This is a genomic window from Streptomyces sp. ACA25, from assembly GCF_028200735.1.
GTDB lineage: Bacteria > Actinomycetota > Actinomycetes > Streptomycetales > Streptomycetaceae > Streptomyces.
This window is the reverse complement of record NZ_JAQKPV010000001.1, coordinates 170,499-193,397: the sequence shown is the minus strand read 5'-3', so window position 1 is coordinate 193,397 and position 22,899 is coordinate 170,499. Positions and strand designations below refer to the sequence as shown.

General features: G+C 75.0%; 15 protein-coding genes. 6 read left to right on the top strand and 9 right to left on the bottom strand.

Annotated elements, in window-relative coordinates:
- Positions 1 to 100 precede the first annotated feature (100 nt).
- The 3 genes from PJ985_RS00890 to PJ985_RS00880 all read right to left on the bottom strand — a co-directional run bounded on the left by PJ985_RS00890 (position 101) and on the right by PJ985_RS00880 (position 3,592).
- Positions 101 to 397, bottom strand: coding sequence for a type II toxin-antitoxin system VapB family antitoxin (locus PJ985_RS00890; protein ID WP_271681525.1), 297 nt, complete (start codon positions 395 to 397; stop codon positions 101 to 103).
- A 238-nt stretch (positions 398 to 635) separates the two neighbouring features.
- Positions 636 to 2,216 (bottom strand): M28 family metallopeptidase, encoded by a 1,581-nt coding sequence (locus tag PJ985_RS00885; RefSeq protein ID WP_271681524.1) that lies wholly within the window; start codon positions 2,214 to 2,216, stop codon positions 636 to 638.
- 287 nt (positions 2,217 to 2,503) lie between these two features.
- A complete protein-coding gene (locus tag PJ985_RS00880) occupies positions 2,504 to 3,592 on the bottom strand; it encodes a MerR family transcriptional regulator (RefSeq protein WP_271681523.1) in 1,089 nt (362 codons plus the stop codon).
- 129 nt (positions 3,593 to 3,721) lie between these two features.
- Here PJ985_RS00880 and PJ985_RS00875 point away from each other — a divergent pair, with 129 nt between their 5' ends.
- The 5 genes from PJ985_RS00875 to PJ985_RS00855 all read left to right on the top strand — a co-directional run bounded on the left by PJ985_RS00875 (position 3,722) and on the right by PJ985_RS00855 (position 8,231).
- Positions 3,722 to 4,345, top strand: a complete 624-nt coding sequence (locus PJ985_RS00875; RefSeq protein ID WP_443033386.1) for an RNA polymerase sigma factor — start codon at positions 3,722 to 3,724, stop codon at positions 4,343 to 4,345.
- 134 nt (positions 4,346 to 4,479) lie between these two features.
- Entirely contained in the window at positions 4,480 to 5,325 is an 846-nt protein-coding gene (locus PJ985_RS00870) for a DUF4397 domain-containing protein (protein WP_271681521.1), read from the top strand.
- 172 nt (positions 5,326 to 5,497) lie between these two features.
- Positions 5,498 to 6,184: a class F sortase gene (locus PJ985_RS00865; protein WP_271681520.1), complete on the top strand. Its 687-nt coding sequence runs from the start codon at positions 5,498 to 5,500 to the stop codon at positions 6,182 to 6,184.
- 330 nt (positions 6,185 to 6,514) lie between these two features.
- Entirely contained in the window at positions 6,515 to 7,402 is an 888-nt protein-coding gene (locus PJ985_RS00860) for a DUF3152 domain-containing protein (protein WP_271681519.1), read from the top strand.
- Between the two features lie 112 nt (positions 7,403 to 7,514).
- A complete protein-coding gene (locus tag PJ985_RS00855) occupies positions 7,515 to 8,231 on the top strand; it encodes a 4'-phosphopantetheinyl transferase family protein (protein ID WP_271681518.1) in 717 nt (238 codons plus the stop codon).
- A gap of 179 nt (positions 8,232 to 8,410) precedes the next feature.
- Here PJ985_RS00855 and PJ985_RS00850 read toward each other — a convergent pair whose 3' ends face one another.
- Positions 8,411 to 8,668 (bottom strand): SHOCT domain-containing protein, encoded by a 258-nt coding sequence (locus tag PJ985_RS00850; protein ID WP_271681517.1) that lies wholly within the window; start codon positions 8,666 to 8,668, stop codon positions 8,411 to 8,413.
- 229 nt (positions 8,669 to 8,897) lie between these two features.
- Between PJ985_RS00850 and PJ985_RS00845 the strand changes: the two genes are divergently transcribed.
- Positions 8,898 to 9,608, top strand: coding sequence for an SDR family NAD(P)-dependent oxidoreductase (locus PJ985_RS00845; protein WP_271681516.1), 711 nt, complete (start codon positions 8,898 to 8,900; stop codon positions 9,606 to 9,608).
- 106 nt (positions 9,609 to 9,714) lie between these two features.
- Here the strand turns inward: PJ985_RS00845 and PJ985_RS00840 are convergent, their stop codons facing one another.
- The 5 genes from PJ985_RS00840 to PJ985_RS00820 all read right to left on the bottom strand — a co-directional run bounded on the left by PJ985_RS00840 (position 9,715) and on the right by PJ985_RS00820 (position 22,683).
- Positions 9,715 to 11,793, bottom strand: a complete 2,079-nt coding sequence (locus tag PJ985_RS00840) for a hypothetical protein (RefSeq protein WP_271681515.1) — start codon at positions 11,791 to 11,793, stop codon at positions 9,715 to 9,717.
- Complete coding sequence (locus tag PJ985_RS00835) at positions 11,790 to 15,530, bottom strand: vWA domain-containing protein (RefSeq protein WP_271682047.1); 3,741 nt, start codon at positions 15,528 to 15,530, stop codon at positions 11,790 to 11,792. Before PJ985_RS00835 ends, PJ985_RS00840 begins: the two co-directional genes overlap by 4 nt.
- 59 nt (positions 15,531 to 15,589) lie before the next feature.
- On the bottom strand, positions 15,590 to 16,753 hold the full coding sequence (locus tag PJ985_RS00830; protein WP_271681514.1) for an ATP-binding protein: 1,164 nt from the start codon (positions 16,751 to 16,753) through the stop codon (positions 15,590 to 15,592).
- A gap of 156 nt (positions 16,754 to 16,909) precedes the next feature.
- Complete coding sequence (locus PJ985_RS00825; protein WP_271681513.1) at positions 16,910 to 21,820, bottom strand: DNA-binding protein; 4,911 nt, start codon at positions 21,818 to 21,820, stop codon at positions 16,910 to 16,912.
- Entirely contained in the window at positions 21,817 to 22,683 is an 867-nt protein-coding gene (locus PJ985_RS00820) for a DUF4132 domain-containing protein (protein WP_271681512.1), read from the bottom strand. Before PJ985_RS00820 ends, PJ985_RS00825 begins: the two co-directional genes overlap by 4 nt.
- Positions 22,684 to 22,899: the final 216 nt, after the last annotated feature.

The following is a 22,899-nucleotide window of genomic DNA, read 5'->3' as shown; positions in this document are numbered from 1 at the left end:
TGCCTACTGGATGATCAACGCGTGGGTGCAGGATGCCCCGAACGGAGTGTTCCGTTGCTTCCTCCGGGCCGTCGGCCCGCCCGCCGGTGCGATGTCGGTGTCAGTCGAGCTCGAGAACCCGTGCGTGCAGAACCTGGCGCTGCTGCAGCGCGGCACGTACGGCCCGGTGCAGGCCGTCCTCGAGGTAGAGGTCGCCTTGCCACCGCACGACGTGGGCGAAGAGGTCACCGTAGAAGGTGGAGTCCTCGGCGAGCAGGGTTTCCAGGTCGAGCTGGCCCTTGGTCGTGACGAGCTGGTCCAGGCGGACCGGACGTGGCGCGACGTCCGCCCACTGCCGGGTGTTCTCCCGGCCGTGGTCAGGGTAGGGCCTGCCGTTGCCGATGCGCTTGAAGATCACACGGAGAGCCTACAAGGACTGCGGCGCCGGGTGCAGCCGTCCGGCGGTCACCCGGGTGCGAGGGGGCGCATTGCCCCGGGGCGGGGACGGCGATGGCCGCGGGGTGCCCGGCAGCGGCGGTCCGGCGGCCCGGGGGTACTCGCGGACAGTCCCGCGGGCGCCGAGCCGGTCGGCTCGGCGCCCGCGGGGGCCGTGGCACGGGTGGCCGAAGGGCATCACCCGGTCAGCGGCGGGCCGGTCAGTGATCCGCCCGGTGGCCGTGTTCGTGCAGGCCACCGCTGTCCGCGGTCTCGGGGTCGGCGGGAAGGCCGTCCGGCACCGGCTTGGCCAGCGAGGCGGTGTCCCAGGCGTAGACACCGACCAGGTGAGCGATCACCTTGACGTTGACGTCCAGTGCCGTCCGGTCGACGTTGCCGATGTCGTCGCACGGCGTGTGGTAGCAGGGGTCGTAGGAGGCACCCGCCTCCCCGCCCCACAGCTCGGCCTGGGCCTCGGTCTTGACGCCCTCGGCGCCGGTGAAGGTGCCGCCCGCCGGGATGCCGACGTCGATGAAGGGGCCGTAGTCACTGCGTCCGCTGAAGGCGGTGGGACGCGGCTCCTCGCCCCGCGAGGTCATGAAGGTGTTGATGGTGTGCTCGATCTGCGCCGAGCCCTCCGGGCCTGGCGCCGACAGGCCCTCCGAGCCGTCACCGTCGTAGACGAAAAGGCCGTAGTTCGGTGAGGCGATCATGTCGAAGTTCAGGTACAGGGCGATGTTGTCCCGTTCCGTCTCCGACAGGGTGTCGACGTAGTGGTGGGCACCGAGCAGCCCGAGCTCCTCCGCCGACCACAGCGCGAACCGCACCTTGTTCTTGTGCTTGCCCTTCTTGTCGGCCTTCGCGAGCTGCAGCGCGGCCTCCAGGACCCCGGCAGAGCCCGAGCCGTTGTCGTTGATGCCGGGGCCCTCGGCGACCGAGTCCAGGTGTCCCCCGATCATCACCACGTTGGACGGGTCCCCGCCGCGGGTCTCGGCGATCACATTGGGCGTGACGCGCTCCTCGGCCAGCTCCTCGATCTCGAGGTCGACGACGACCTGCTCACCGGCCGCCAGCGCCGCGGACAGCGCCTGGCCGTCCTCCTGCGAGATGCCACCGGTCGGGACGACTCCCGCACCGGGGGCGCCGAGGGTGCCGTTCAGCGGCCCCTCCACGTTGTTGTAGATGACGGCGCCGATCGCGCCCGCCTCGGCGGCGTTGGCCTGCTTGTCCGCGAACGGGCAGGCGCCGCGCATGATCAGGGCGATGTTGCCTTCGTACGACTGGCCGTCGAAGTCCTCGGGCAGGCAGCCCGCGCCGGTCTCGGGGTTGACGGGCACCTCGACGAGTTCCGCTTCGCTGCCTCCCGCCGGGGAGTTGGCGGTGTGGGACATCAGCCGGATCTCGATGTCTCGCTCTTCGGGCGTGAGTTGCCGCAGCCGTTCGGTGATCGGCTCGCGGTAGAGAAAGTCGAAGTACTGGTAGGTGACGTCGTAGCCGGCAGCCCTCAGCGCCTTGCCGACGTAGCGTGCCGATGCCTCGTGGCCGGGCGTACCGGCGGCACGGTTGCCGTCGTTGCGGTCGGCGATGCGCTGGAACGCCTCCAGGTGCTTCCACGCACCGTCGGCGTCGGTCTTCCGGACCAGCTTCCGGGCGAGCTGCTCGCCCTTCTTGGCATCCTTGTTGCCGCCCTTCGAAGCCTGGGAGAGGTCCGCGGCGGCGGGTGCGGCACCGGGCTGGGCGACGGCGGCGGGTGCGGTGAGGAGAAGGGGAGCGGTCAGCGCGGTGGCGGCGAGGGCGGCCACGATGCCATGGTTTCTGTTGAGCGGTCGTCTCACGGGGACTGGGGTCCTTCCGGTGAAATCCGGTCAGTTCTGGCCATTGCGGCAGGGACGGGAGAACGATGCGACGGCACTGCCATGTCCGGGATCCGGACGTGCTGCCACGGGAAGGTACCGCTCAGCGAGCACGGTGGGAACAACGAGAGCAGATTCGCCTCGAGTGTTGGCCGGAATCAGCCGCTTGACAGCACGCTCGTCCGTGCGTCTGTGGGCCGGCGGTGACCCGTACGGGTTCCGGTGCTGAGGAGGCGTCAGCGCGCGGGGGCGGCTGCCGGGTCGGCGGCTGCCCTGTCCGCCCGGGCGCCCGCTCCGCGGTTGCGGTCGCAGGCCGCGCGGAGACTGGTCAGGGTGTCCCTGAGCCCGGTCGGGCGCAGTGCGCCGGGGAGAGGTGGCCGGCCGGCCCAGCCGGGACCGGCGAGCATGAGCACCGGCCGGGTGCGTGCCCCGCGGATTCCCCAGGCGACGTCACCCAGCCGGCGGGTCAGTTCCTGGTCCGCGGTGGTCCGCGACTGCGACCACAGCAGTACGGCCGTGGGCCCGGTCCTCCGCACGGCTTCCAGCAGCGCCTCGGCCGGTACGGCGGCCCCGAACATGCGGACGGGCAGGTGGCGTTGCGCCAGGCCGGCGGCCACCGCCTCGAGCGGCAGGGTGTGCTGGTCCTCCGGCGCGCAGGCCAGCAGTACCGGGGCGATCCGGGCATCCGGAACGGGCCCGGTCATCAGTCCGCGCAGCACGGTGGAGACGTGCCAGGACAGCAGGTGTTCCACCTCGACATAACGCTCTCCCGATACAGCCCACTTCAGGCCGACTGCGCGCAGGGCCGGCACGATCACTTCTTCCCAGGCGACCAGCAGTCCGTGCTCGGTGACCGCGGTCTCGAGCATCGTCTGCACCGCCGGCGCGTCGAGCCGGACGGCGGCCCGGGCGAGCCCGCGGCACTCCTGCCGGACATTGCCCAGCGCGAGGGCGTTGCCGCCGCCGGGTCGCCGCCGGGCCTTCCGGGGTGAGCCCGGAGTGTCCGGTGCGCCGGGGGTCTCCGGGCTGCCGGAGGTGTCCGGGGGTGACTCGTCCTCGGCGTGGGCGAGTGCGTGCCGGGCGGCTTCGGCCGGTGGGACGCCGGAGCCGGTCAGCCGGTTCATGAGGTCCAGGACGGCGATGTCACGCGGGGCCCAGCGCCGGTGCCGGCCGTTCTCGCGTGCGGCGGGGCCGATTCCGTAACGCCGGTCCCAGGAGCGCAGCGTGGTGGGGGCGACGCCGATCCGCCGGGCCACGGCGCCGGTGGTGAGGCCGGCAGCGTCGGAGGCGGCCGGGGTGCCGGGGACGGACGGCTGAGCGGTCATGCACTCAGCATACGACGCACAATCGATGCAAGTTGCCGGATGCGCATCCCGCTCTCACGATGAGGAAGTAGCGGTTCCGGCTCTGCCGGGCCGCTGTCACCGGGAGGAGTGATCCGCGTCGTGGATTTCGTGACTCGTCGGCCCGTTCGATCGGCGGCGCTGCCGCCCGCACCCTCCGGCTCAGGCCTCGGTACGGATGTTCTCGAGGAGCGGGGAGGGGGACCCGCGGAGGTCTGGTTCTTCGAGGACGAGAAGACCCTGGCCGCCGGCTACCGGCAGTGGGGCGGCCTGGTCCACTCCCTCGCCTACCGGGCACTGGGGGATGAGCGGGAGGCGGAGGACATCACCCAGCAGGTCTTCCTGGCGGCCTGGCGGGGGCGGCAGGGCTACCGTCCGGAGCGTGGGCCGTTCGCCGGCTGGCTGGTGGGCATCACCCGCCGCAAGATAGCGGACGCCCTCGCCGCCCGGGCCCGCCGCCGGGAGCTCATCAGAGCGGCCGGCGTCCGGCAGGAACCGTCCTCGGCCGGCACCGAGCACGCGGAGGCCGTACTGAATCGGGTGCTGGTGGCCCAGGAGCTCTCCAAGCTGCCCGAGAACCAGCAGCGCGTGCTGCGGCTGGTGTTCTTCGACGATCTGACCCAGGCGCAGGCGGCTGAGCGGACGGGGATGCCGCTCGGCACCGTCAAGAGCCATGCCCGCCGGGGGCTGCACCAGCTCCGCCGCGGCCTGGAGGCGGTGGCGGCCGACCGCTGAGTGGGAACTGCCGCCGGGTGCGCGGCACGGACCGACGAAAAAAGCCCGTCGGCACTGCATCCACCTGGAGAACATATCCGGAATATGAGGGTGAAGCTCCACATCTCCGTGGAATCACCGCAAAGGGGAATCCCATGAAGAACTCCCGCAGTGCAGCGCTCCTCGTCGCAGGCGTCGGAACGTGTGCGCTCGGCCTGTCCCTGGCTGTACCGGCCGGCGCAGCGGAACACGACGCCGACACCGCCACGGTGTCCGTCTTCCACGGCGTCCCGGGGCTCAGCGTCGATGTGTACGCCAACGGCGACGAGCTCATACCGGACTTCCAGCCCGGCACGCTGACGGATCCGCTGGACCTGGAGCCGGGCAGCTACGACCTCGAGATATTCGAGGCGGGCGCCGACCCCGATGAGGCCGACCCGGCCCTGCAGGAGACGGTCGACGTGTCCGCAGGGGACAATGCCACCGTGGTCGCCCACCTCTCCGCCGAGGGCGACCCGCAGCTCAACGCCTACGTCAACGACACGTCCCAGACAGCCGCCGGCGACGGTCGGCTGACCGTCCGCCACGTGGCCGCGGCCCCCGCGGTCGACGTCCGGGCCGGTGGCGAGCCGGTCTTCGAGGGCCTGGAGAACCCGGACGAGATCAGCGCCGACCTGCCCGCCGGAACCGTCTCGGCCGATGTCACGCTCGCCGGCACCGAGGACGTCGTGCTCGGCCCGGCCGACCTCGACATCGCCGAGGGCACCAACACCATCGTCTATGCGTGGGGCAGCGCAGAGGAGGACACGCTCGCCCTCCAGGTGCAGACGATCAGCGGTCTGCACTCCGCCCCCGACGGAGTGGACGCCGGCGAGATCGGCACCATGTCCGGCACCAACTCCACCACCGCCCTGACCGCGTGGACCGCTTCCGGTACGGCGGCTGCCGCAGCCGTGCTCGCCGGTCTGCTGGTCGTGCGCCGCCGGGCCGAACAGCACTGACCCACCGCGGCCCGTCCGCCTCCCCCACCGAGCCGCCCCGGCCCGGACGTCACGTCCGGGCCGGGGCAGGCCGTCCGGCCCTCACCCCGGTTCCCCTCGGGGCCGGACGGCCGACCACCGCGTCCGGGAACACTCCGGCCCGGCCGGCACACCGCACACCGAAGGGAGCGGCATGGCTCACCTGCGACGGCACGGATGGATCACCGTCTTCGCCCTGACCGCCCTGCTCGGCGTGCTGCTTCTGCTCGCTCTCCTGGTGCGCCCGCCGGGAGGCGCGGAACCGGAGGGGTTCGGCAGCCGGCCGGACCCGGCGCTCCAGCAGGAGCGGAACCCCACACCCGGCGGTCCCGGCAACGGCCCCTCCGCAGGAGGGCTCTCCTCGGGATCCGCCGACAGCGCTTCCGCTGCCCTGCCCGAGCCGGTCCGCCTCAGCCTGCCCCGCGTCGGCCTGGACGCCCGCATCGACCCGGTGGGGGTCGAGGCGGACGGCACGGTGGAGGTCCCGGACGACGCCGCCCGGGCGGGTTGGTACCGCTTCGGCCCGGTGCCCGGCTCGGACACCGGCTCCGCCGTGGTGGTCGGCCACGTCGACTCCCGCACCGGCGACCTCGGGGCGCTCGCGGCGCTCTACTCGGTGCGCGCCGGGGACCGGGTCACCGTGGCCCGCGAGGAGGACGAGCCGGTCCCGTACGAGGTGACCGCACGCGAAGTGCATCCCAAGGACGCGCTGCCGGACGAGATCTTCCGGCGGGACGGCAGCCCGGTGCTCACGCTCATCACCTGTACCGGGACCTTCGATCCCGAGCGGGGCGGTTATCAGAGCAATCTCGTGGTGACCGCCGTCCCCGTCGGGGAGTGAGGACCGCCGCCGGACCGTCACCGCTGCCGCCCCGCGCGGACGGCCGGCACGCACACATTCAGCCGGTCGGGTGGTGGGCGCGGTACCTTACGGGGAAATGCCTGCTTTCAGTTCTTTTCTTGATGTCTCTCCGGCATGTGACGACCCTTCCGGGGCACTCGCTGCGCTGTGCCCGGGAAATCCGCACCGTAATTTCCGGGGCACTCGAATGGAGCACTGCGACGCGGAAATCTCTTCACCCCTGCGCGGCGGCTCCTTTTCCGGCCGTATTCCGCGGGGACGGGACGTCGTCCCCGCGGTGGAGACACACGCAGGACGAGAGGGGACACGATGGACCACCGGCAGTGCGGCGGAAGCGGGACGGCGGATCGGGAGAGGCCGGGCGGCGGGGGAGCGCTGTTCCTTCCCCCGGAGGACCGGACGTTCCGCTTCCCGGAAGTTCCGGCCCGGGGAAGACGTGCGTGGCCCGGACGCGCCCCGCTCGCCCTGGGGCTGGCGCTGGTCACCGTGGGCGCACTGGTGGTGGCCGACCGGATGCTGGACGGCGGGGGCCTCGGCGGCGGTACCGGGGCGGACGAGGACACCGACGGGGACCGCGCCACCGGTCCGGGGGACCTCGACGAGGTGATGGGGGCGACGTTCCGGCTGGATCCGGACCTGGTGGGTTCGGGGACGCTGCGGCCGGTGGCGGGGAGTTCCGCGCTCACGGACCCGGAGGCGCGGACACTGGTGCGCTACCGGGTGGATGTCGAGGAAGGGCTGCCGGTCGACCCGGAGATGTTCGCAGCGGCGGTGCATCGAATACTGGGGGATGAACGAAGCTGGGGGAACAAAGGGGAGCGTGGCTTCGCCCGGGTTTCCTCGGGTGAGCACGATTTTGTGGTGACGCTGGCCAGTCCGGGGACGACGGCACAATGGTGTGCGAAGTCGGGCCTGGACACGACGGTGAGCAACGTGTCCTGTGATTCGGCGCTGACCGAGCGTCTGCTGATCAATGCCTGGCGATGGGCGCAGGGTGCGGAGAGTTATTCGGGGGATATCCGGGGGTACCGGGAGATGCTCATCAATCACGAGGTGGGCCACCGGCTGGGGTACAACCATCACGACTGTCCGGCCGAGGGCGCTCCGGCACCGGTGATGATGCAGCAGACGAAGTCCCTGACGAGCGAACGGACCGGCCACACCTGCACCGCCAACCCGTGGCCGCATCCGGGATGAGCGACACGGTGCCGTGCCTGCCGTACCGACCGGGCCTGCCGCACCGACCGGGCAGCAGGTGAAGGGGGAGGTGGCTGCCGGTCCGGACATCGGGGCCGCTTAGCCTGAGTGCGTGGACAGGGCTGTGATACGCGTTCCCGGCGAGTTCGATCCCGAGGTGCCGACCGGGCGGATCCCGCTTCCCGCCGTGGGCGAGCCGCCGCAGCTGTGGCTGGTGCGGTCCGGACCGCAGGCGGCAGCAGTGGCCAGGCTCGCTTCGGAGGTCCTGGACGCAGAGGAGAAGCGCCGGGCGGCGGCGTTCCGTCAGAGCCGGGACCGGGACTGCTATCTCGCCGCCCACCTGGCCCTGCGTCGGCTCCTCGGCGCCTGTCTGGGGACGGCGGCCGGTGCGGTCCGGCTGGTACGGGAGGCGTGTCCGGGGTGCGGGGAGCCGCACGGCCGACCGGCCGTGGCCGGGGGCGGAGTGCACTTCTCGCTGTCCCACAGCGGGAGCCTCGCCCTGCTCGCCCTCGCAGCGGTGCCGGTGGGCGTGGATGTGGAGGCAGTGCCGGAAGCCGGCACGGTGGCCGACGTCGCGCCGCAGCTGCATCCGGCGGAGGTCGAGGAGCTCGCCGCGCTGCCCGGGTCCGGGCGGCCGGCCGCCTTCGCCCGCGTGTGGGCGCGCAAGGAGGCCTACCTCAAAGGGCTCGGCATCGGGCTGGGGCGCTCGCCGGCGGAGGATTACGTAGGAACTGCCGAGAGCCCGGCGCCCGGCCCGGACGGCTGGTCCCTCGCCGACGTCGCGGTGGGTCCCGGCCACGCGGGCGCCGTCGCCCTCCGGGACCGCTGACCCGCCGCAGCCCGCCGCGGCCACCGGCCTCCGGAGGCACGAGTCCGGGCCGGCGGATGGTGTCCGGTGATCCGGGCAGTGCCGGTCCGTCCGGCGCGAGAGACGCCTGGTGGCACCGGTCCCGACGACGGCCGTCCCGCCCTGTCCCGGCGCGCGACGGCCACCCGTCCCGTACGTCGTCAGCCCGGGGTCCGCAGCGCGGTCAGGCGGCGCCGGTACTCCTCCTCCTCGATCTCGCCGCGGGCGAACCGGTCGGCGACCAGTTGCTCGGGGGAGGGGACCGCGGGCACCGCGGCGAGGCGGCGGTCGAGGCCGCGGGTCAGCGTGCGGTGGAGCAACAGGCCCGCGACGAGGATCAGGCCCGCGAAGAGAAGCATGCTGACCGACATCCCGAGCCAGCCCCAGCCGGTCATCATCCCGTGCTCGTACCTGTGCATCGTCCGCCTCATCCCTGCGGACCCGGCCGTGCGTGGCCGCGTCCCTTGCCGTCGGGTGGTGCTCCGGTCTGCTTGCCATGCTCGCGGCGTCCCCGCCTGGGCGGCAGGGGCCATGTGGTGCCCCCGCAGGGGCCTTTCAGCCCGGGGCGCGGCAGGCGGCTCACCGCCCGGCCGCGCCTGCGCGGGCGCGGCCGGGCCCGGGGGGATGCTGGTGCGTGAGGAGGCGTTCATGGAGATCGACGGTTCGCGGATTCTGGTGGCCGGGGCCACCGGGGTCATCGGCGGCGCGCTGGCCGGCGCGTGCGCGGCCCGCGGGGCCTCGGTGGCGGTGGCCGGGCGGGACGCCGAACGGCTGGCCGAGCGTGCCCGCACGCTGGGAGACTGCCCGGCCCGTCGCTTCGAGGCGTACGACCTCGACGCCTGCGCGGCGCTCGCCGGCTGGGCGCAGCGCGAGCTGGGTGGGCTGGACGCCGTGCTGACCGCTGTCGGAGTGGTGGCGTTCGGCCCGGCGGAGGAGGTGCCGGAGGCCGTGGCCGAGCACCTGTGCGCCGTCAACGCACTCGCCCCGATGGCTGTGCTGCGCGGGGCGTTGCCGTTGCTGACCGGGCCGGGCGCGGTGGCTGCCGTCACCGGCGTCGTGGTGGACCGTCCCCAGCCCGGCATGGCGGCCTACTGCGCGTCCAAGTCGGCGTTGAGCGCCTGGCTGACGGCTGTCCGCGGTGAGCAGCGCCGACGCCGGGTGGCGGTGGTCGACGCCCGGCTGCCGCACCTGGACACCGGGTTCGCCGGGCGGGCGGTCGCGGGGACGCCGCCGCCCATGCCGCGCCCGGCAGACCTGGACGCGGCGGTACGCGGCATCGTCGACGCGGTCGCCGAGGGCGCGGCCCTGGTGCTGCCCGACGGGAGCGGCGGCGTGACGGTGGAGGCCGGCAAGCACTGACCGCCGGCCCCCGCGCGTCGGCCCCGGCCCCGGCTACCGGCTACCGGGCCCCGGCTACCGGCTACCGGGCCCCGGCTATCGGCCGACCGGGCCGCACCGTCCCGTGTCAGGCCGGCTCCGCCGGGGGGTGTCCCCGGCCGGCAGGTGCCTGCGGGAGCTGCCAGGTGGCCCGGATCAGGGCCTGTTCGGCGCCGGCGAGATGCACGGCGGTGGCGAGCCAGGCAGCCGCGTACGGACCGGGGTCGCCGGTGCTGAGCCTGCCGAAGCTGTCCCGGGGGCGGTGGCCGGCCAGCGAGCTGAGGTGTGCGGCCAGCTCCGCGGCCGTCCGGAAGCCCGTACGGTGCAGCGCCGCGGAGTCGGCGCGCGGGTCACTGCCGCGTGCGGGCCCGGCGACGGCCCGCCGGCCTCCGGCGACGGCCAGTTCCACCAGGCGCCGGACCCGCCACAGCGGTGAGGAGGCGAGGGGATCGGACGATGTCCGCGTCGCTGTGTTTCCGGGAGGAGCTGTGTCTCCGGGGGGACAGCCGCCCGGCGGGGGGAGGTGCTCGCCCTGCAACCGGTCGTATCCGAGATCCGCGTAGCCCGCCCACTCCGGGGGCAGGCGCAGGGTCGCCCCGGCACCCGGCGCCGGGCCCACGGCGAGCGGGTACAGGGCGGCGGCCCGGTCGGGCACGAGCCGGGCGACCACCCGGACCCGCAGGCCGGGGCGGGACGCGAGCCGTCCGAGGTTGGCGGTGTGGGCGAGAGCGGGATGGCCGTGGGCCGGCAGCAGCCGGATCAGCGGGCCGTCGGCCGCGACCGCTGCCGTTCCGTCCCCCGTTGAGCCCTCTGCGGAGGGTCCTGGCGGTACGGCGGAACCGGGCGCGAGGGGGGACCGCAGTTCGCGGGCCAGCACGTGATCGCCCGCCGGACCCAGGATGACCAGGTCGCAGCCGACCGGTTCACGGGCGCGTCCGTCCTCGTCCGCACCGGTTTCCGGCACCGCGGTGAGCCGTTCGGTGACCGCCTCGGCCAGCGGTCGCGCGAACAGGGCGGCCAGGGGGCCGGAGGACCAGGACAGGCCGGAGAGCGGGGTGGCCCGGACACCGCGGCCGGAACCCAGGCGCCCGTTCGGCGAGACGGTCGCTCCGGTGACCAGCAGGCCGCCCCGGGCGAGCCGGCGATGGTCGAGGCCGCTCTCGCCGAGGGCGACCGGGGCGGTGGCGGCTCCGCCGGCCCGGGCCGGGCCGCCGGGCCTGACATCGGCGACGGAGTGCCAGCGCCCGTCGTCGGTGAGGAGGTGGGTGACCACCCCGGCATAGCCGGTGGCGCTGATCACCGGTTCGCGGCAGACGCCGTGCACCCGCAGGCTGCCGCCCGGACGGTAGCCGCGACGAGCGGTACCGAGCAGAGCCGGGTCGGGGTCGGCCGCCGCCAGCGGCCCGGCGGTGAGGAGCAGTTCCCGCAACGCGTCGACCAGGTCAGCCAGCCGGTGGCTGTCCTCGCGGGCCCGGGCGCTCCGCAGGCCGCGGACGGTGCGCAGGGCGGCGTCCTGGGCCCGGTGCAGGCCGGCCAGCCGGGCGCTGTGCGCGGCACGCAGCAGGTCCGCCTGGAGCACCGCCCCCGCGGCGGGCACCCCGGCCGCGAGCACTGCCGCTGCCGCCGACCACAGCCCGGCCGCCGCTTTCTGCTGTACGGGGGTGGGACCGGGGGCGACCTCGGCGCCGGGCGGCGGAGCGCCGGTGGTGCCGGTCCCGGCGGGTCCTCCGTCGGCGGCCTCACCGGTGGCGGACTCGAGCCGCGAACGGGTGCCGTCGGCCGGGGAGTCCGGGCCGGCTACCGGGACGGGCACCGTGCCGGGCCCGGCGTCGGCCGCCGGGTCCGGGCCGGCGACCGGGCAGGCCCCGAGCACCGCTGCGCGATGCAGGCAGTGGGGAGCGAGCAGGCAGGTGCACCGGGCCTGCTGGTCGGTGCTGATGGCGCCGGAGGGGCCCGGGGCCAGGGTGACCACGGCGTCCTCGCCGTAGTGAATGCTCAGCGTGCCGTCGTCGTCGGCGGCGCCGGCGGGGGCGGTCGCGCAGCGCTCGATCGCCGCGTCGAGCCGCTTGCGCAGCCGGGAGGACAGGCCCTCCACGGCTGCGGCGAACACGTCCGGGGCGACCGGCGGGAACGGAACGGCGGGGCTCTGGCCCGGCGAGGTGGTCAACGGGTTTCTCCACGGAGACGGTCGCCCACCCAGCGGGCGAGAGCGTACGGGCTGAGGGCGGCCACCGGCATGCCCGCTGCGACGAGTTGCCGGGCGACGGGCACCGAGTAGCGCGGCGTTCCCCGGTCGTCCAGCGCGGCACAGCCCATCAGCTGCGCGCCGGAGGAGACCAGCGAGCGGACCTCGTTCAGCAGGCCGCCCAGCGGCCCGCCTTCCTCGAAGTCGCTGACCACCACGACGAGAGTGCGGCTCGGCACGGTGATCAGCGAACGGGCGTGGGCGAGCCCGGCCGCGATGTGGGTGCCGCCCCCGACCCGCACCTCCAGGAGCAGTGACAGGGGGTCGCTGACCCGGTCGGTCAGGTCGATGATCTCGGTGGAGAAGGCGAGGAAATGCGTGGAGAGAGTGGGGACGCCGCCGAGGACGGCGGCGGTGAGGGCGGACCAGACGACGGATGCCTCCATCGACCCGGACACGTCCACCACCAGGATCAGCCGCCAGTCGGCCTGCTCCTTCGAGCGGGTGCGGAACACCGGGCGCTCCGGCACGACGACGGTCCGGCCGTCGTCGAGCCGCTGGGCGTGCGCGAGATTGGCCCGCAGGGTGCGGGGGAGGTCGAGCCGGCCGCCGGGCCGCCGGGTGGGACGCGGGGTGGCGACGCCGGTGAGGGCGGGCTGCAGCCGGGTCGTGAGCTCGCGGGACAGCTCGTCGACCAGCCGCCGGACCAGGGGCCGCAGCCGGGCGAGCTGTTGCTCGGGCATCCCTCCGGCCAGGGAGAGCACTGAGGTCAGCAGCTCGACCGAGGGCCGTACGGTGTCCGGGTCCAGCTCGGTGAGCACGTCCGTGCGGCCGGTTCCGGCGGCCCGGGCGAGGACTTCCTCCCGGACCTCATCCCCGAACAGGGCTTCGAGTTCCCCGGCCCAGTCACGGGCCGAGGGAAAGGAGCGTTCCCGGCCGCCGCCGCTTCCGCCGCTGCCACCGGCCCCCGTGCCGAAGTCCGCGGCGCCTTCGCCGTGGCCGGCCCCGTACAGCTCGTCCAGGGCGTGCGCGTAGCGGCGGGTCTGCTCCGGCAGCCGTTCCTCCTCCCGGCCCAGCAGCAGCCGCCACCGGTCCGCGGAGCCCAGTCGGCGCGGGTGCGGACTCGCGTGGGCCGGCCGCGCGGCGCCCGGCTCCGTGCTGGGGTCCGGGCCCGGGGTGGCAGACCCGGAGGTCCCGGCAGCGGGGGCAGCGGGGGCTGCCGCAACCTCTGCGGCCGGGGCCGCCGCGGAGGCAGGCGCTGTCTCCGGCGTGCTTGCGGCGGGCAGGCGCAGCCGGCTCACCGCGGTCGCCCCGGCGGCATCGGCGGCGGCCCACAGTGCGAGCAGCTCCGGCGGGGCGGCCGTGGTCAGGTCGGGCCGGTCGCCCAGCCGCTCGGTGACGGTGCGGAGCAGCCGGTCGCGCCCGGTCGGGGTGAGGGTGTCGAACCCGCCGCGGAGCGCGGGCAGCCGGTCCAGGAAGTCGCGGTCGCTGAGGGAGTCGACGCGGTCGAGCAGGGGGCCGAGGGCGGCGGGCGCGGCGCGGAGCAGCGGGCCGGCCGCGGTGAGCAGCCCGGTGAGCCGGCGGGTCAGGTGGTGACGGCTGTCCGGGCCGGTGGCGGTGTCGATCCATCCGGCGGCGCGCGCCCCGAGGGTGCCCGGGTCGTCGAGGTCGAGCAGGACCCGGGCTGCGAGGGCCGCGCCCTGGACGAGCGGGGAGCCGGTGCGGGCCAGGGTGGCCAGCGCTTCCTCCATCCGCAGCCCGAGCCGGTGCTCGCCGGCCTGCGCGGTCAGCGTGACCAGGGCCGCGGCGTCGTTCGGCTCGTCACTGCCGGCCAGCCCGGGCAGCGCGCGGACGGCGGCTTCGAGCAGGGTGGCGGCCAGTTCGGAGGCCTGGAGCCGGCTCGTGGGGGTGGTGCCGGGCAGGTGTTCCCGGGCCAGCGCGTCCAGCAGCTCATGGGCCTCCAGCAGTTCCGGGAGGGTGGCGGCGGACGGGAGCAGCACGGCGGTTTCACCGAGGTGGTCGGTGACCAGTTCGGGCAGGTCGCACCGGGCCGCGGCGCGCAGGCTGTGCAGGAGCTCGGCGCAGGTGGGGCCGCCGGCGGCCGAGGCCCGGCGGCCGGCTTCCCGCAGGGTGCCGGCCGCGGCCTGGGCGGCGGTGACGCCGCGGACGCCGGCCAGATCGAGCAGGGCGGCGACGGACGGGGTCCAGGCCGGCCGCCACCGGGTGGTGAGCGCGGTCGCCTCTCCGGTGCCGGCCACGTCGTCCGGCTCGGCGTAGCCCGCTCCGCAGACCTGGAGACGCCGGAGCAGGACTTCGCGCCGCCCGTCGAGGCGGGAGCGCAGCGGGTCGAGGCGCACCTCGCGCCGTTCGGGGTGGTCCGGGCAGGGCAGGCCCAGGGCGGCGAGTTCCGCTTCCACCGAGGGGCCGAGCCCGGAGCGGGGTGTTCCGGGTGCGGTGCGGCCCCGGCCGGCCCCGACGAGCACCGTTTCCAGCGCACGGGCCAGTGCCCGCCCCCGGCCGAGCGCCTCGCCCTGGCCGAGGACGGTGGTCACCGCCTCCAGCAGCTCGCCCCGGCCGGGTGCGGGCAGCTCGCGCAGCCGGGCGAGGTCGCAGGCCAGGCGCAGGGTTTCCACGGCCTCACCGGTGCCCGCGGGGTGTCCGGCCGTGCGCAGTTCGCGGCACAGGGCGGTGATCGTTCGGGCGGTCGCCTCGCGTATTCGGCCCGGATCGCCGCCCGCGGTGAGGACCGCCTGCTGCCAGCGTGGGTCACGGATGCCGGCGGGGTAGCCGGAGCGGGAGTCCAGCAGGTTGAAGGCGTACGGGACGAGCGAGGTGACGGGGGCCGGGCCGGGGCTGCCCGGCGGGGTGCCGGCCGCTCCGGAACCGCCGGACGGCTCGACGGGCGGCTCCCCGGACGGCTCACCGGGCGTCGGCCCGGCGGCGGGGGACGGCTCGGGGCCGTCGTGACCACCGGGTTCCGGTGCGGTCACCGGGGCGGGCAGGGCCGGTGCGTGGAAGGCGCCGATCACGGCGGCCACGCGGCGGCCGTCGGCCGCGGCACGGCCGAGCACGCGACGCATGTGTGCCTCGCGAGCCAGGTCGGTGGCGGGGACGGTTCCGGAGCTCTCCGCGTCCCTGCGCAGCGCCCAGCCGACTCCGAGCGCGGCGCGGCGCACCGCTTCGGGGGTGCAGCCGGGGGCGCGCACCTCGACGGCCCGGTCCCACAGGTCGTCCCCGTCCCGCCCGGTCGCGGAGGCGGCGAGCCCGTCGGCGAAGGCGGTTGCGGGGGCGGTGGGTGAGGTGGGTGCACCGGGGGGCCGGGCGCTGTCCTGGCGGGCGCTGTCGGCGGACCATCCCGGGTCGGACAGCGGGAGGTCGCAGCAGAGCACCTGCGCACCCCGCTCCCGGGCCCAGCGGATGGCGGCCAGTTCCGGGGAGAAGTCGGCGAACGGGTAGAACCCGAGGTGCCCGTCGGCACCGGCTGCGGCGAGGGCCACCGGTGCCTCCGTGCGCGGGTCGGCCAGGTGGCTGATCCACGGCTGGAAGTCGGCGGGCAGTTCGACGCAGACCACCTCGGCCTGCGCCGCGTCCAGCAGCCGGGGGACGACCGCGGCCAGGGCGGGGCTGTGGTGGCGCACCCCCAGCAGGTAGGGCCGCGTCGTGCCGGCGAGGGCCGCGACGGCGTCCCGGGGAGCGGGGGTGTCCTCCGCTGAGGGGATGCCGGCCACGGGCTGTCCGGCATGTGGTGCGGTGGCGGACGCAGCCGCCCGGTCGGCGTTCACCGCAGGTTCTCCCGCAGGTCCCAGAGGCGGCGCCACAGGGCCGAGCCGTCCTCGGCGCGGCGGCGCACGGGGCCGTCCCAGTAGCCGAGCAGCCGCCCGTGGTCGGCCGGGTCGTCCTTGCGGACGACGCCGAGCACGTGGCCGGGCACCAGGTCCAGGATGTCCCCGCCGGGCAGGTAGGCGGCGGCCACTCCGAGGGAGGCGGCGACCTGCACGGCCTCGGCGGTGGACATGACGGTGCCGGGGCGCTCCACGTCCCAGCCCTCGGCCGAACGGCCGGTGCGGAGGTCCCGGAAGATGGTGACGAGGGTGTCGAGTACCGCGTCGTCGACTCCGAACGTGGCCCCGGCGCGCTGCACGGCCGCCGTGGCCCGGCTGCTCACCAGGGCGGTCTCCGCCTCTGCGTCGGCGATGGGGTGGACGGTTTCGAAGTTGAAGCGCCGCTTGAGCGCGGCGGACATCTCCGAGACGCCGCGGTCGCGCAGGTTGGCGGTCGCGATGACACTGAAGCCGGGAACGGCGGCGATCTGCGCGTCGGGGGTGCCCGCGAGTTCGGGGACGCTGAGCCGCCGGTCGGACAGGATGGACACCAGGGCGTCCTGCACCTCCGGCAGGCAGCGGGTGATCTCCTCCACCCGGGCCACCCGGCCGGTGCGCAGGGCGGTGAGCACCGGGGAGTCGACCAGTGCCTGCGGGCTGGGGCCCCGGGCGAGGAGCAGCGCGTAGTTCCAGCCGTAGCGGAAAGCGTCCTCGGTGGTGCCGGCGGTGCCCTGCACGGTGAGGGCGCTGGTGCCGCAGATCGCGGCGGCCAGCAGTTCGGACAGCATGGACTTGGCGGTGCCGGGCTCACCGACCAGCAGCAGGCCGCGTTCTCCGGCCAGGGTGACCGCGCAGCGTTCCACCAGCGCCCGTTCGCCGATGAACTTGGGGGCGATCCGCAGGCGGCCGGGGAGCCCTGCGGCCGGTTCGGGCAGCCGCAGCGGGGCGTCGCTGCCGCAGATGAAGGTGACGACGGCGCGCGGCGTCAAGGCCCAGCCGGGTGGGCGCGGCCCGCTGTCCTGGGCGGCCAGGAAGGCGAGTTCGGTGGCGTGGTGCTCCTCGGCGAGCAGTGCCTGCCGGGGCGGCGCCGGAAGGGCGTGCGCCTGTTCCGCAAGGTTCATCGGGAGTTCCTCGGTAGAGCCGGGCCGTGGTCAGGCCGGGGTGCGGGCGTCTTGGGGTGCGGCGTCTTGGGGTGTGGGTGTGGGTGGGTGTGTGGCAGGACGGGTGCCGGGCTCCGGCAGCCGGGGACCCCGGCTGCCGGAGGGTGCCGCTCCGGCTCAGCGCCGCTTGCCGCGCCGGAGCGTGAGTGCCTGGTAGCGGGGCGAGTCGCCCTCCCGGACCTGCGTCCAGGCCCTGCGGTACAGGTCGGCGGGGGGCTCCAGGGGCACGAGCACGTCCAGCGGTTGCTCGGCGCCGGGCGGGGTGAGCAGCGACAGCTTCCACTCCTCCAGCGGGAGGCGCGGCGCTCCGAGGTCCACCCAGGCGCCGGGCAGGAACAGGGAGCGCCCGGCCCGGGCCCGGCGGGCCTGGACCACCAGGTCGGAGGCGGCCAGCTCCGCCCGCATCGCTTTCAGCCGGGCCGGTTTCGCACCCGTCCATCGGGCGGTGTTCCGGTCGGTGGGATCGGGCATCGCCAGCAGCATCAGGTAGAGCGCCGCGGTTTCCTCGCTCAGGCCGTACTCCTTGGCCACCTCCGTGACCAGGTCGGGCACGGACCGTGCGGGGTCCTGCGGCCACCAGGTGCCCTCCTTGTTCCGTGTGCCGGCCGCCGGCTCGCCCGGGTCGCCGAGGAGAGCCGCGAAGCGCGGGTCGCGGGCGGTACGGAGTGCCGTCTCGGCGGGGAAGGGCTGCTGCCCTCCGGGACGCAGGGCAGGCAGGTACGGGTCCTGGCCGGTGTCGTCCAGCAGCGCCGTGCGGATGCCCGGCGAGGGCTGATCGTCGTGGGTCGGCAGGACGACGGCGCCGTAACGCACCCAGCCCTCCCCCGTTTCGGTGGGGGCGCCCGCCACTTTGCGGAAGTCGGAAAGGGTGACGTACTGGTTGAGGTCGAGCATCAGCCCGGGATGGGCCAGCCGCTCACGCAGTGCGGTCAGCGCGGCGGGGAGCCCGGCCCGGCACGGATCGCCGGCCGGGAGCCGGTGCGCGAGCCAGGCGCACATCGTGACCGCGCCGATGAGAGTGTCGGCGGTGAAGCCGACGGCGTCCCGCTCGACGGGGGCGACCCGGTCCCCGTCGACGTGCCACTCCAGGTCCCGGCTCAGCCGCGGTTCGGCGGCGGGGTCGAGCAGCGCCGGCAGCGAACGGCCGGCCGGCCAGGACGTCCGCACCGCGCGGGCCGCCTCGGCGAGCAGTGCCTCGGGGACGGCAGCGCGGCGGCCGACCTCACGGTTCCACACCTCCGCCGCCGCGGCGGCCCGGGGGCCTTCCGTCCACAGCAGCGCCGGTTCGGCGGGCAGCAGGGCCGCTACGACGGCCTGCCGGGTCCGGGCGTCGAGGTCGCGCAGGTCGTCCCTGGCCAGAGCGGCGGCGGCCACCTTGACCCCGAGCATGGCCCGGACTTCGGCGGACAGGAAGTTCCGCTCGTAGGAGTTCCCCTGCGGAAGGCCGGCCATCACCAGAGCGGCGACGGCTTCGGGCACCCCGGTGAGCCGGGCGAACTCCTCCGCCGCTGCCGGGAACCACGGCGCCGGGCCGCGCTCCGCGTACTCGGTCAGGTACGCGCCGAGCCCGTCAGCCGCCCCGGCGTCACCGATCGGCGACGAGGACCGCACGGTGTAGGGGGCGGGGACCTCGAACCGTCCGGCCGGGTCGTGGAAGAGTGCGGTGAACTCGGTCCCCGTGCTGTCCGGCTCCTCGTGGTCCACGCAGGCGAGGAACGCGCCGTCGGCCAGCGGCAGCACCCCTCTCCAGGTGCAGGGGCTGTCGTGCGGTGTTCCGCTGAGCAGGCTGCTCTCCAGGTGCAGCCGGAAGGTGCGCCAGCGGTCGGACCCCCGCCCGGTCAGGCCCAGGGTGTTCAGCTCACGCAGCACGGCGCACAGGTGGTCCCGGTGGGGTTCCTCGGTGGCCGCCGCCGCGACCCGGAACATGAGGGCCGGGGCGGCGCCGACCACCCGGGCGCAGTTCAGACGGGTCACCGGCAGCGCCGGACCGGACGTGTGCAACCGGCCCGCCGGGCCGGGTCCGGAGCCGGCCGCTGCCGCACCGAGTGCCCGCACTTGGTGGATCAGGTCGGGGCCGCTGTCGTACGGCACCCATCCGGCGGGGACGAGCCCGTCGAGCGCGTCGGCCAGCTGCTGGTCCGTGGGGTCGTTCGGGGAGCCCTGGGCACCACCGGTGCGGGCACCGTCGAGACGCTCCGTCACCGCGTCCAGCGCGGCCTGCTGCTCGGCGGCGAACCGTGCCACGCCGGCGATGCCGGCCGCGAGGGCGTCGTCGCGCACTGCCGGAAGCACCGAGCGGACCCGTGCGGACAGCTCTTCCGTATCCGGTTTCTTCCCGCTGCCCTCGGCGCTGCCCGGCCCGGCGACCGCGTCGATCAGCGCCGCCGCGGTGTCCCGGTCGATCCGGCGCAGCGCCTCGGACCCCTGCGGGTCGCGGGGGCGCAGGAGATGCCAGTACCGCACCGGCGGGAGCACCCGGGTGCCCCGCGCGAATGCTCCCGGCGCGCCATCCGTACTCGCCTCCGCGGTGACCACGCCATCCCCGTCGACCAGACGGACCCGGAAGCCGTTCCGGACGAGGGCCCGGGGGCGCGCGTCCCCGGGGAACACCAGCGCGTGGAGCGGCATCCCGGCCCGAGGGGGCGCCGTGACGGTGTGCCCGGCCAGGTCCTCCCCACGGTGCGAACCGTCGGGCAGCCGCACCACACGCCAGCCGAGCAGACCGCCCACCGGGCGTCCGGCCGGTCTTGCCTCCGGCTCGGGGGCGGGCAGCAGCCAGCCGCTCCGGAAGGTGCTGCCCGACGGCGCCCGGAGCGTCGCCTCGGACAGGAAGCCGGGCAGGCTTGGGGGGCCGTACGTGCCGGTGGCGGGGTCGTACGCGTACCAGCCGTGGGTGTTGCCTTCCCGGTTCTCGCGCCATGCCCAGTACGAGGTGCCGTCGCTGATCAGGTTCCGTTCTGCCGGCACGGCGTTGTCCCCGCGGTGCAGGACACCTGCGCCGGTGGCCCGCCCGCCACCGGGCAACGGCAGCGTCACCGGGCCCATGTCCCCGAGCCAGTGCACCTCGGTCCCCCGCGTCCGTCCGCTGCGGCTCTCCACCGACAGCTGCCGGTCCGCGGAGGTGTGCCAGTAACCGCGCAGCACGGTGTCGCTGTGCGGCTGCGTCCAGTGGACGAGCAGCTCACCATCCACGTAGTGGAACGCGGGATCCATCCAGCGCTCGAAGTACTCGGTCCGCAGGTCGTGGGTGAGTGCCGTGCCCTCGGCACCGATCACCCGGGCCTGCCGGCTGCCCGCGACGATCAGATGCGGCCAGGCGTCCGCCACGTGCAGGTCTGTGATGTCGTTCTCCGGCACGAGGGAGGCGGCTGCCTCCTCCCACGCCGGCCAGCCCAGCTCGTCGAAGAGCCCGGCCCGCAGCGTCCGGACGAGGACCTGCGCCACATCGGCCGAGGCCGCTGCGCGCACCTCCTCGGCGGCGAGCTCCAGAATGTCGCCCGGCAGCCATGCCAGCCGGTCCAGCGCGCGCGGCAACCCCGGGAGACCGGCGACGGTCGAGGAGCGGGCGACCTCGTGCAGCCACTCGACCAGCATCGGGCGGCCACCGGGGGACGCGGCCAGTGCCCGGAGGGCCCGCTGCCCTCCCTGTCCCCGGCCGATCCGGTCGGCCCCGGACCGGAAGGCGGCCCGGAACCGGGGGTCGGCCTCCAGGGCGACCAGGTCGCGCCGGTCGTCGTCCCGGGCCCACTCCTCGAGCGCGAGACTGTTGTTCCCCGGGTCGGCGACCGGCAGGTTCAGCGCCAGCAGCAGATCCAGCAGGTGCACGTCGTCGTACGGGACGGGCAGGGCCCCGCCGGACGTGGTGAGCTCGCCCCGCAGCCGGTCGGCCATCCGTTCCACCAGCCCCGGCAGCGCGGCGCACGGGCGGCGCGACCCCCAGGTGCCCCGGAAGGTCAGGAACCGCTCCAGCCAGCCCGCGGCCCCGTCAGCGGAACACTCCCGCGCGGGCACCGTGGTGTCGCACAGGCCCGCGACCGCACCGGACTTCTCCAGGATCTCCACCCAGAGGCCGGGGAGTTCCTTGTCCCGGGACGTCGGCATCAGGTCCAGCAGCTGTCCGCGTACCGGGGGTTCGCGCCGGGCCAGCCGCACCAGTGCGCCACGGTGGGCCTTCCACCAGCCCGCCGGCGCCCGCCGGGTGGCGGGCAGCGCCAGCAGCTCGGCCAGGTACTCCTCCTCCCCGACCGCGGCGTCCTCGCCGGCTGCCCGGAGCAGCTTGCGCAGCGCGGTCGCCATGGTGGAGGACGGCGGCAGCCCGCCGGCCGTCCGCCGCAGGCAGAGGGCCCGGAACCGGCGGAGAGCCTCCGGTGCCGGCACCCGGAGGGCCAGCTCCTGCGCGTATCCCGCCAGCGCCTTCACCGGCAGCGCGCCGGCCAGCGCGAACTCCAGGAAGACCGCTTCCAGCCGGTCCTCGTCCACCCGCAGGCCGTGTTCGGTCTCGGCCAGCCGGGCCCGGGTGAACATCCGCGACGCGTACGCGAGGTTGTCCAGAGCGAGGAAGACGCGTGCGGCCTGCTCGTAGAACGTCGGCAGGAAATGCGGCACCGCTCCGGCCAGCCGGACGCCCAGCTCCAGGTAGGCGTCCCATGCCGCCCCGGGCTTGGACCGGGCCAGCCGCGCCACCCGCTCCAGCTCCGGCACCATGTCGAGGGCGTGATGACCGTCCTCGGGATGGTGCACCAGCACCCACTCCGGGAAGCCCAGGGATTGCCGCAGCCCCAGACCGACCACGGCCGGTTCCGCCGACGGCTCCAGGCCGAGGAAACCCGCGGCCAGGTCCTCCGCCGCGCCCAGCTCCTCCGCGGCCAGCCGCACCACGAGCCGGTCCGCCACCCCGGGGTGCCGGTAGGTGCGGGCGGTCAGCGGCACGGCGCGCTCGCCGGCCCCCTCGGTGCCCGGCGGCAGTACCGCTCCGGCCGTCAGCAGCTCGCCGGCGTCCGTCCGCTCCGCTTGCTGTATGTCACTCATGAGCCCTTGCTCTCCTCGACCGTGCGGCCGGCGTACAGTGCGGCGGCCATGCGCATTCCCTCGGACCAGGCCACCGGTCCGACCTCCCGCAGCGGCAGGGCGCGGCCTCCGCTGCCGTTCCAGGTCAGGCTCCCGGTCTGGATGCTCTCGTCCCCGTACGGCTCCCCGATCCACACCGCTGCCTCGATGCTGTGCCCCGCCTGCCGTATCCGGCAGGTGGCGTACCCGCCGGACACCCGGTAGCCGAGCGCGGTGGCCCGCGTCGCCAGCAGGAACCGCGAGGCGTAGGTGCCGCCCGCGAACGCGTCGACCTCGATGGCCTTCTCGGCGAGACCGTCCGGCTTGTGCCAGGTGGCACGGTGGATCTGCTCCACCGCCTGCGTCACCCCCAGGTCCGCCGCGAACTCCCGCAGCTCGTCCAGCTCGGGCAGCAGCACCGGGTGCGGCAGGGTCACGGTCTCCGGGGCCAGCCGGACCGTCTCGCCGTCCAGGTTGACCACCCGCAGCTCGCCGTCCGCGGTGGCGTCCCGCAGGAAACCGGTCTGCTCGGCGTTGTCGCCGGCCACGACCAGGTCGCGGAGCGTCAGCTGCCACGCCTCGTCCGGCCACACCCGGGCCAGGAGCCCGGTCGGGACCGGCAGCGAGGACACCATCCAGGTGTCCACCTGCGCCGTGCACGCCGCCGCGTGCCGCTGCAACCACTCGGCGAGCCGGTGCAGCCGGTCCACCTCGGGGTGCTCCCGGACGGCCTTCGGCAGCGACTTCAACTGCCGCCCCGCCGCCCGTCCCGAGGTGGCCCTCGCCACTACTCTGCCGTCCACCAGGGCGACTTCGTGTCTGTCGCCCGCTGCAAGCCAACCCATGGGTCCCCGCCCTCTGCTGTTCGGACATCAGCACAGCTCAGCCGGGACATCCCGGCTTCGCTGTGATGATGCGTGAACGCTAGCGGAGCCGTCCGACAGTGGTGCCGGGCCGACGGTCACGGTCCGGCGGGCCGGGTCGGGACCCGGGTGGCGGTCGGGACGCGGGTGGAGTCCGGGGTGAGCAACGGGCATGCTGGGAAAGCCTGTTCGGGTTTC

Coding starts and splice junctions, on each gene's coding strand:
- PJ985_RS00880 (WP_271681523.1), bottom strand. CDS start 3,592: ATGACCGCTCAGCCGTCCGTCCCCGGCACCCCGGCCGCCTCCGACGCT.
- PJ985_RS00870 (WP_271681521.1), top strand. CDS start 4,480: ATGAAGAACTCCCGCAGTGCAGCGCTCCTCGTCGCAGGCGTCGGAACG.
- PJ985_RS00865 (WP_271681520.1), top strand. CDS start 5,498: ATGGCTCACCTGCGACGGCACGGATGGATCACCGTCTTCGCCCTGACC.
- PJ985_RS00860 (WP_271681519.1), top strand. CDS start 6,515: ATGGACCACCGGCAGTGCGGCGGAAGCGGGACGGCGGATCGGGAGAGG.
- PJ985_RS00850 (WP_271681517.1), bottom strand. CDS start 8,668: ATGCACAGGTACGAGCACGGGATGATGACCGGCTGGGGCTGGCTCGGG.
- PJ985_RS00845 (WP_271681516.1), top strand. CDS start 8,898: ATGGAGATCGACGGTTCGCGGATTCTGGTGGCCGGGGCCACCGGGGTC.
- PJ985_RS00830 (WP_271681514.1), bottom strand. CDS start 16,753: ATGAACCTTGCGGAACAGGCGCACGCCCTTCCGGCGCCGCCCCGGCAG.
- PJ985_RS00825 (WP_271681513.1), bottom strand. CDS start 21,820: ATGAGTGACATACAGCAAGCGGAGCGGACGGACGCCGGCGAGCTGCTG.
- PJ985_RS00820 (WP_271681512.1), bottom strand. CDS start 22,683: ATGGGTTGGCTTGCAGCGGGCGACAGACACGAAGTCGCCCTGGTGGAC.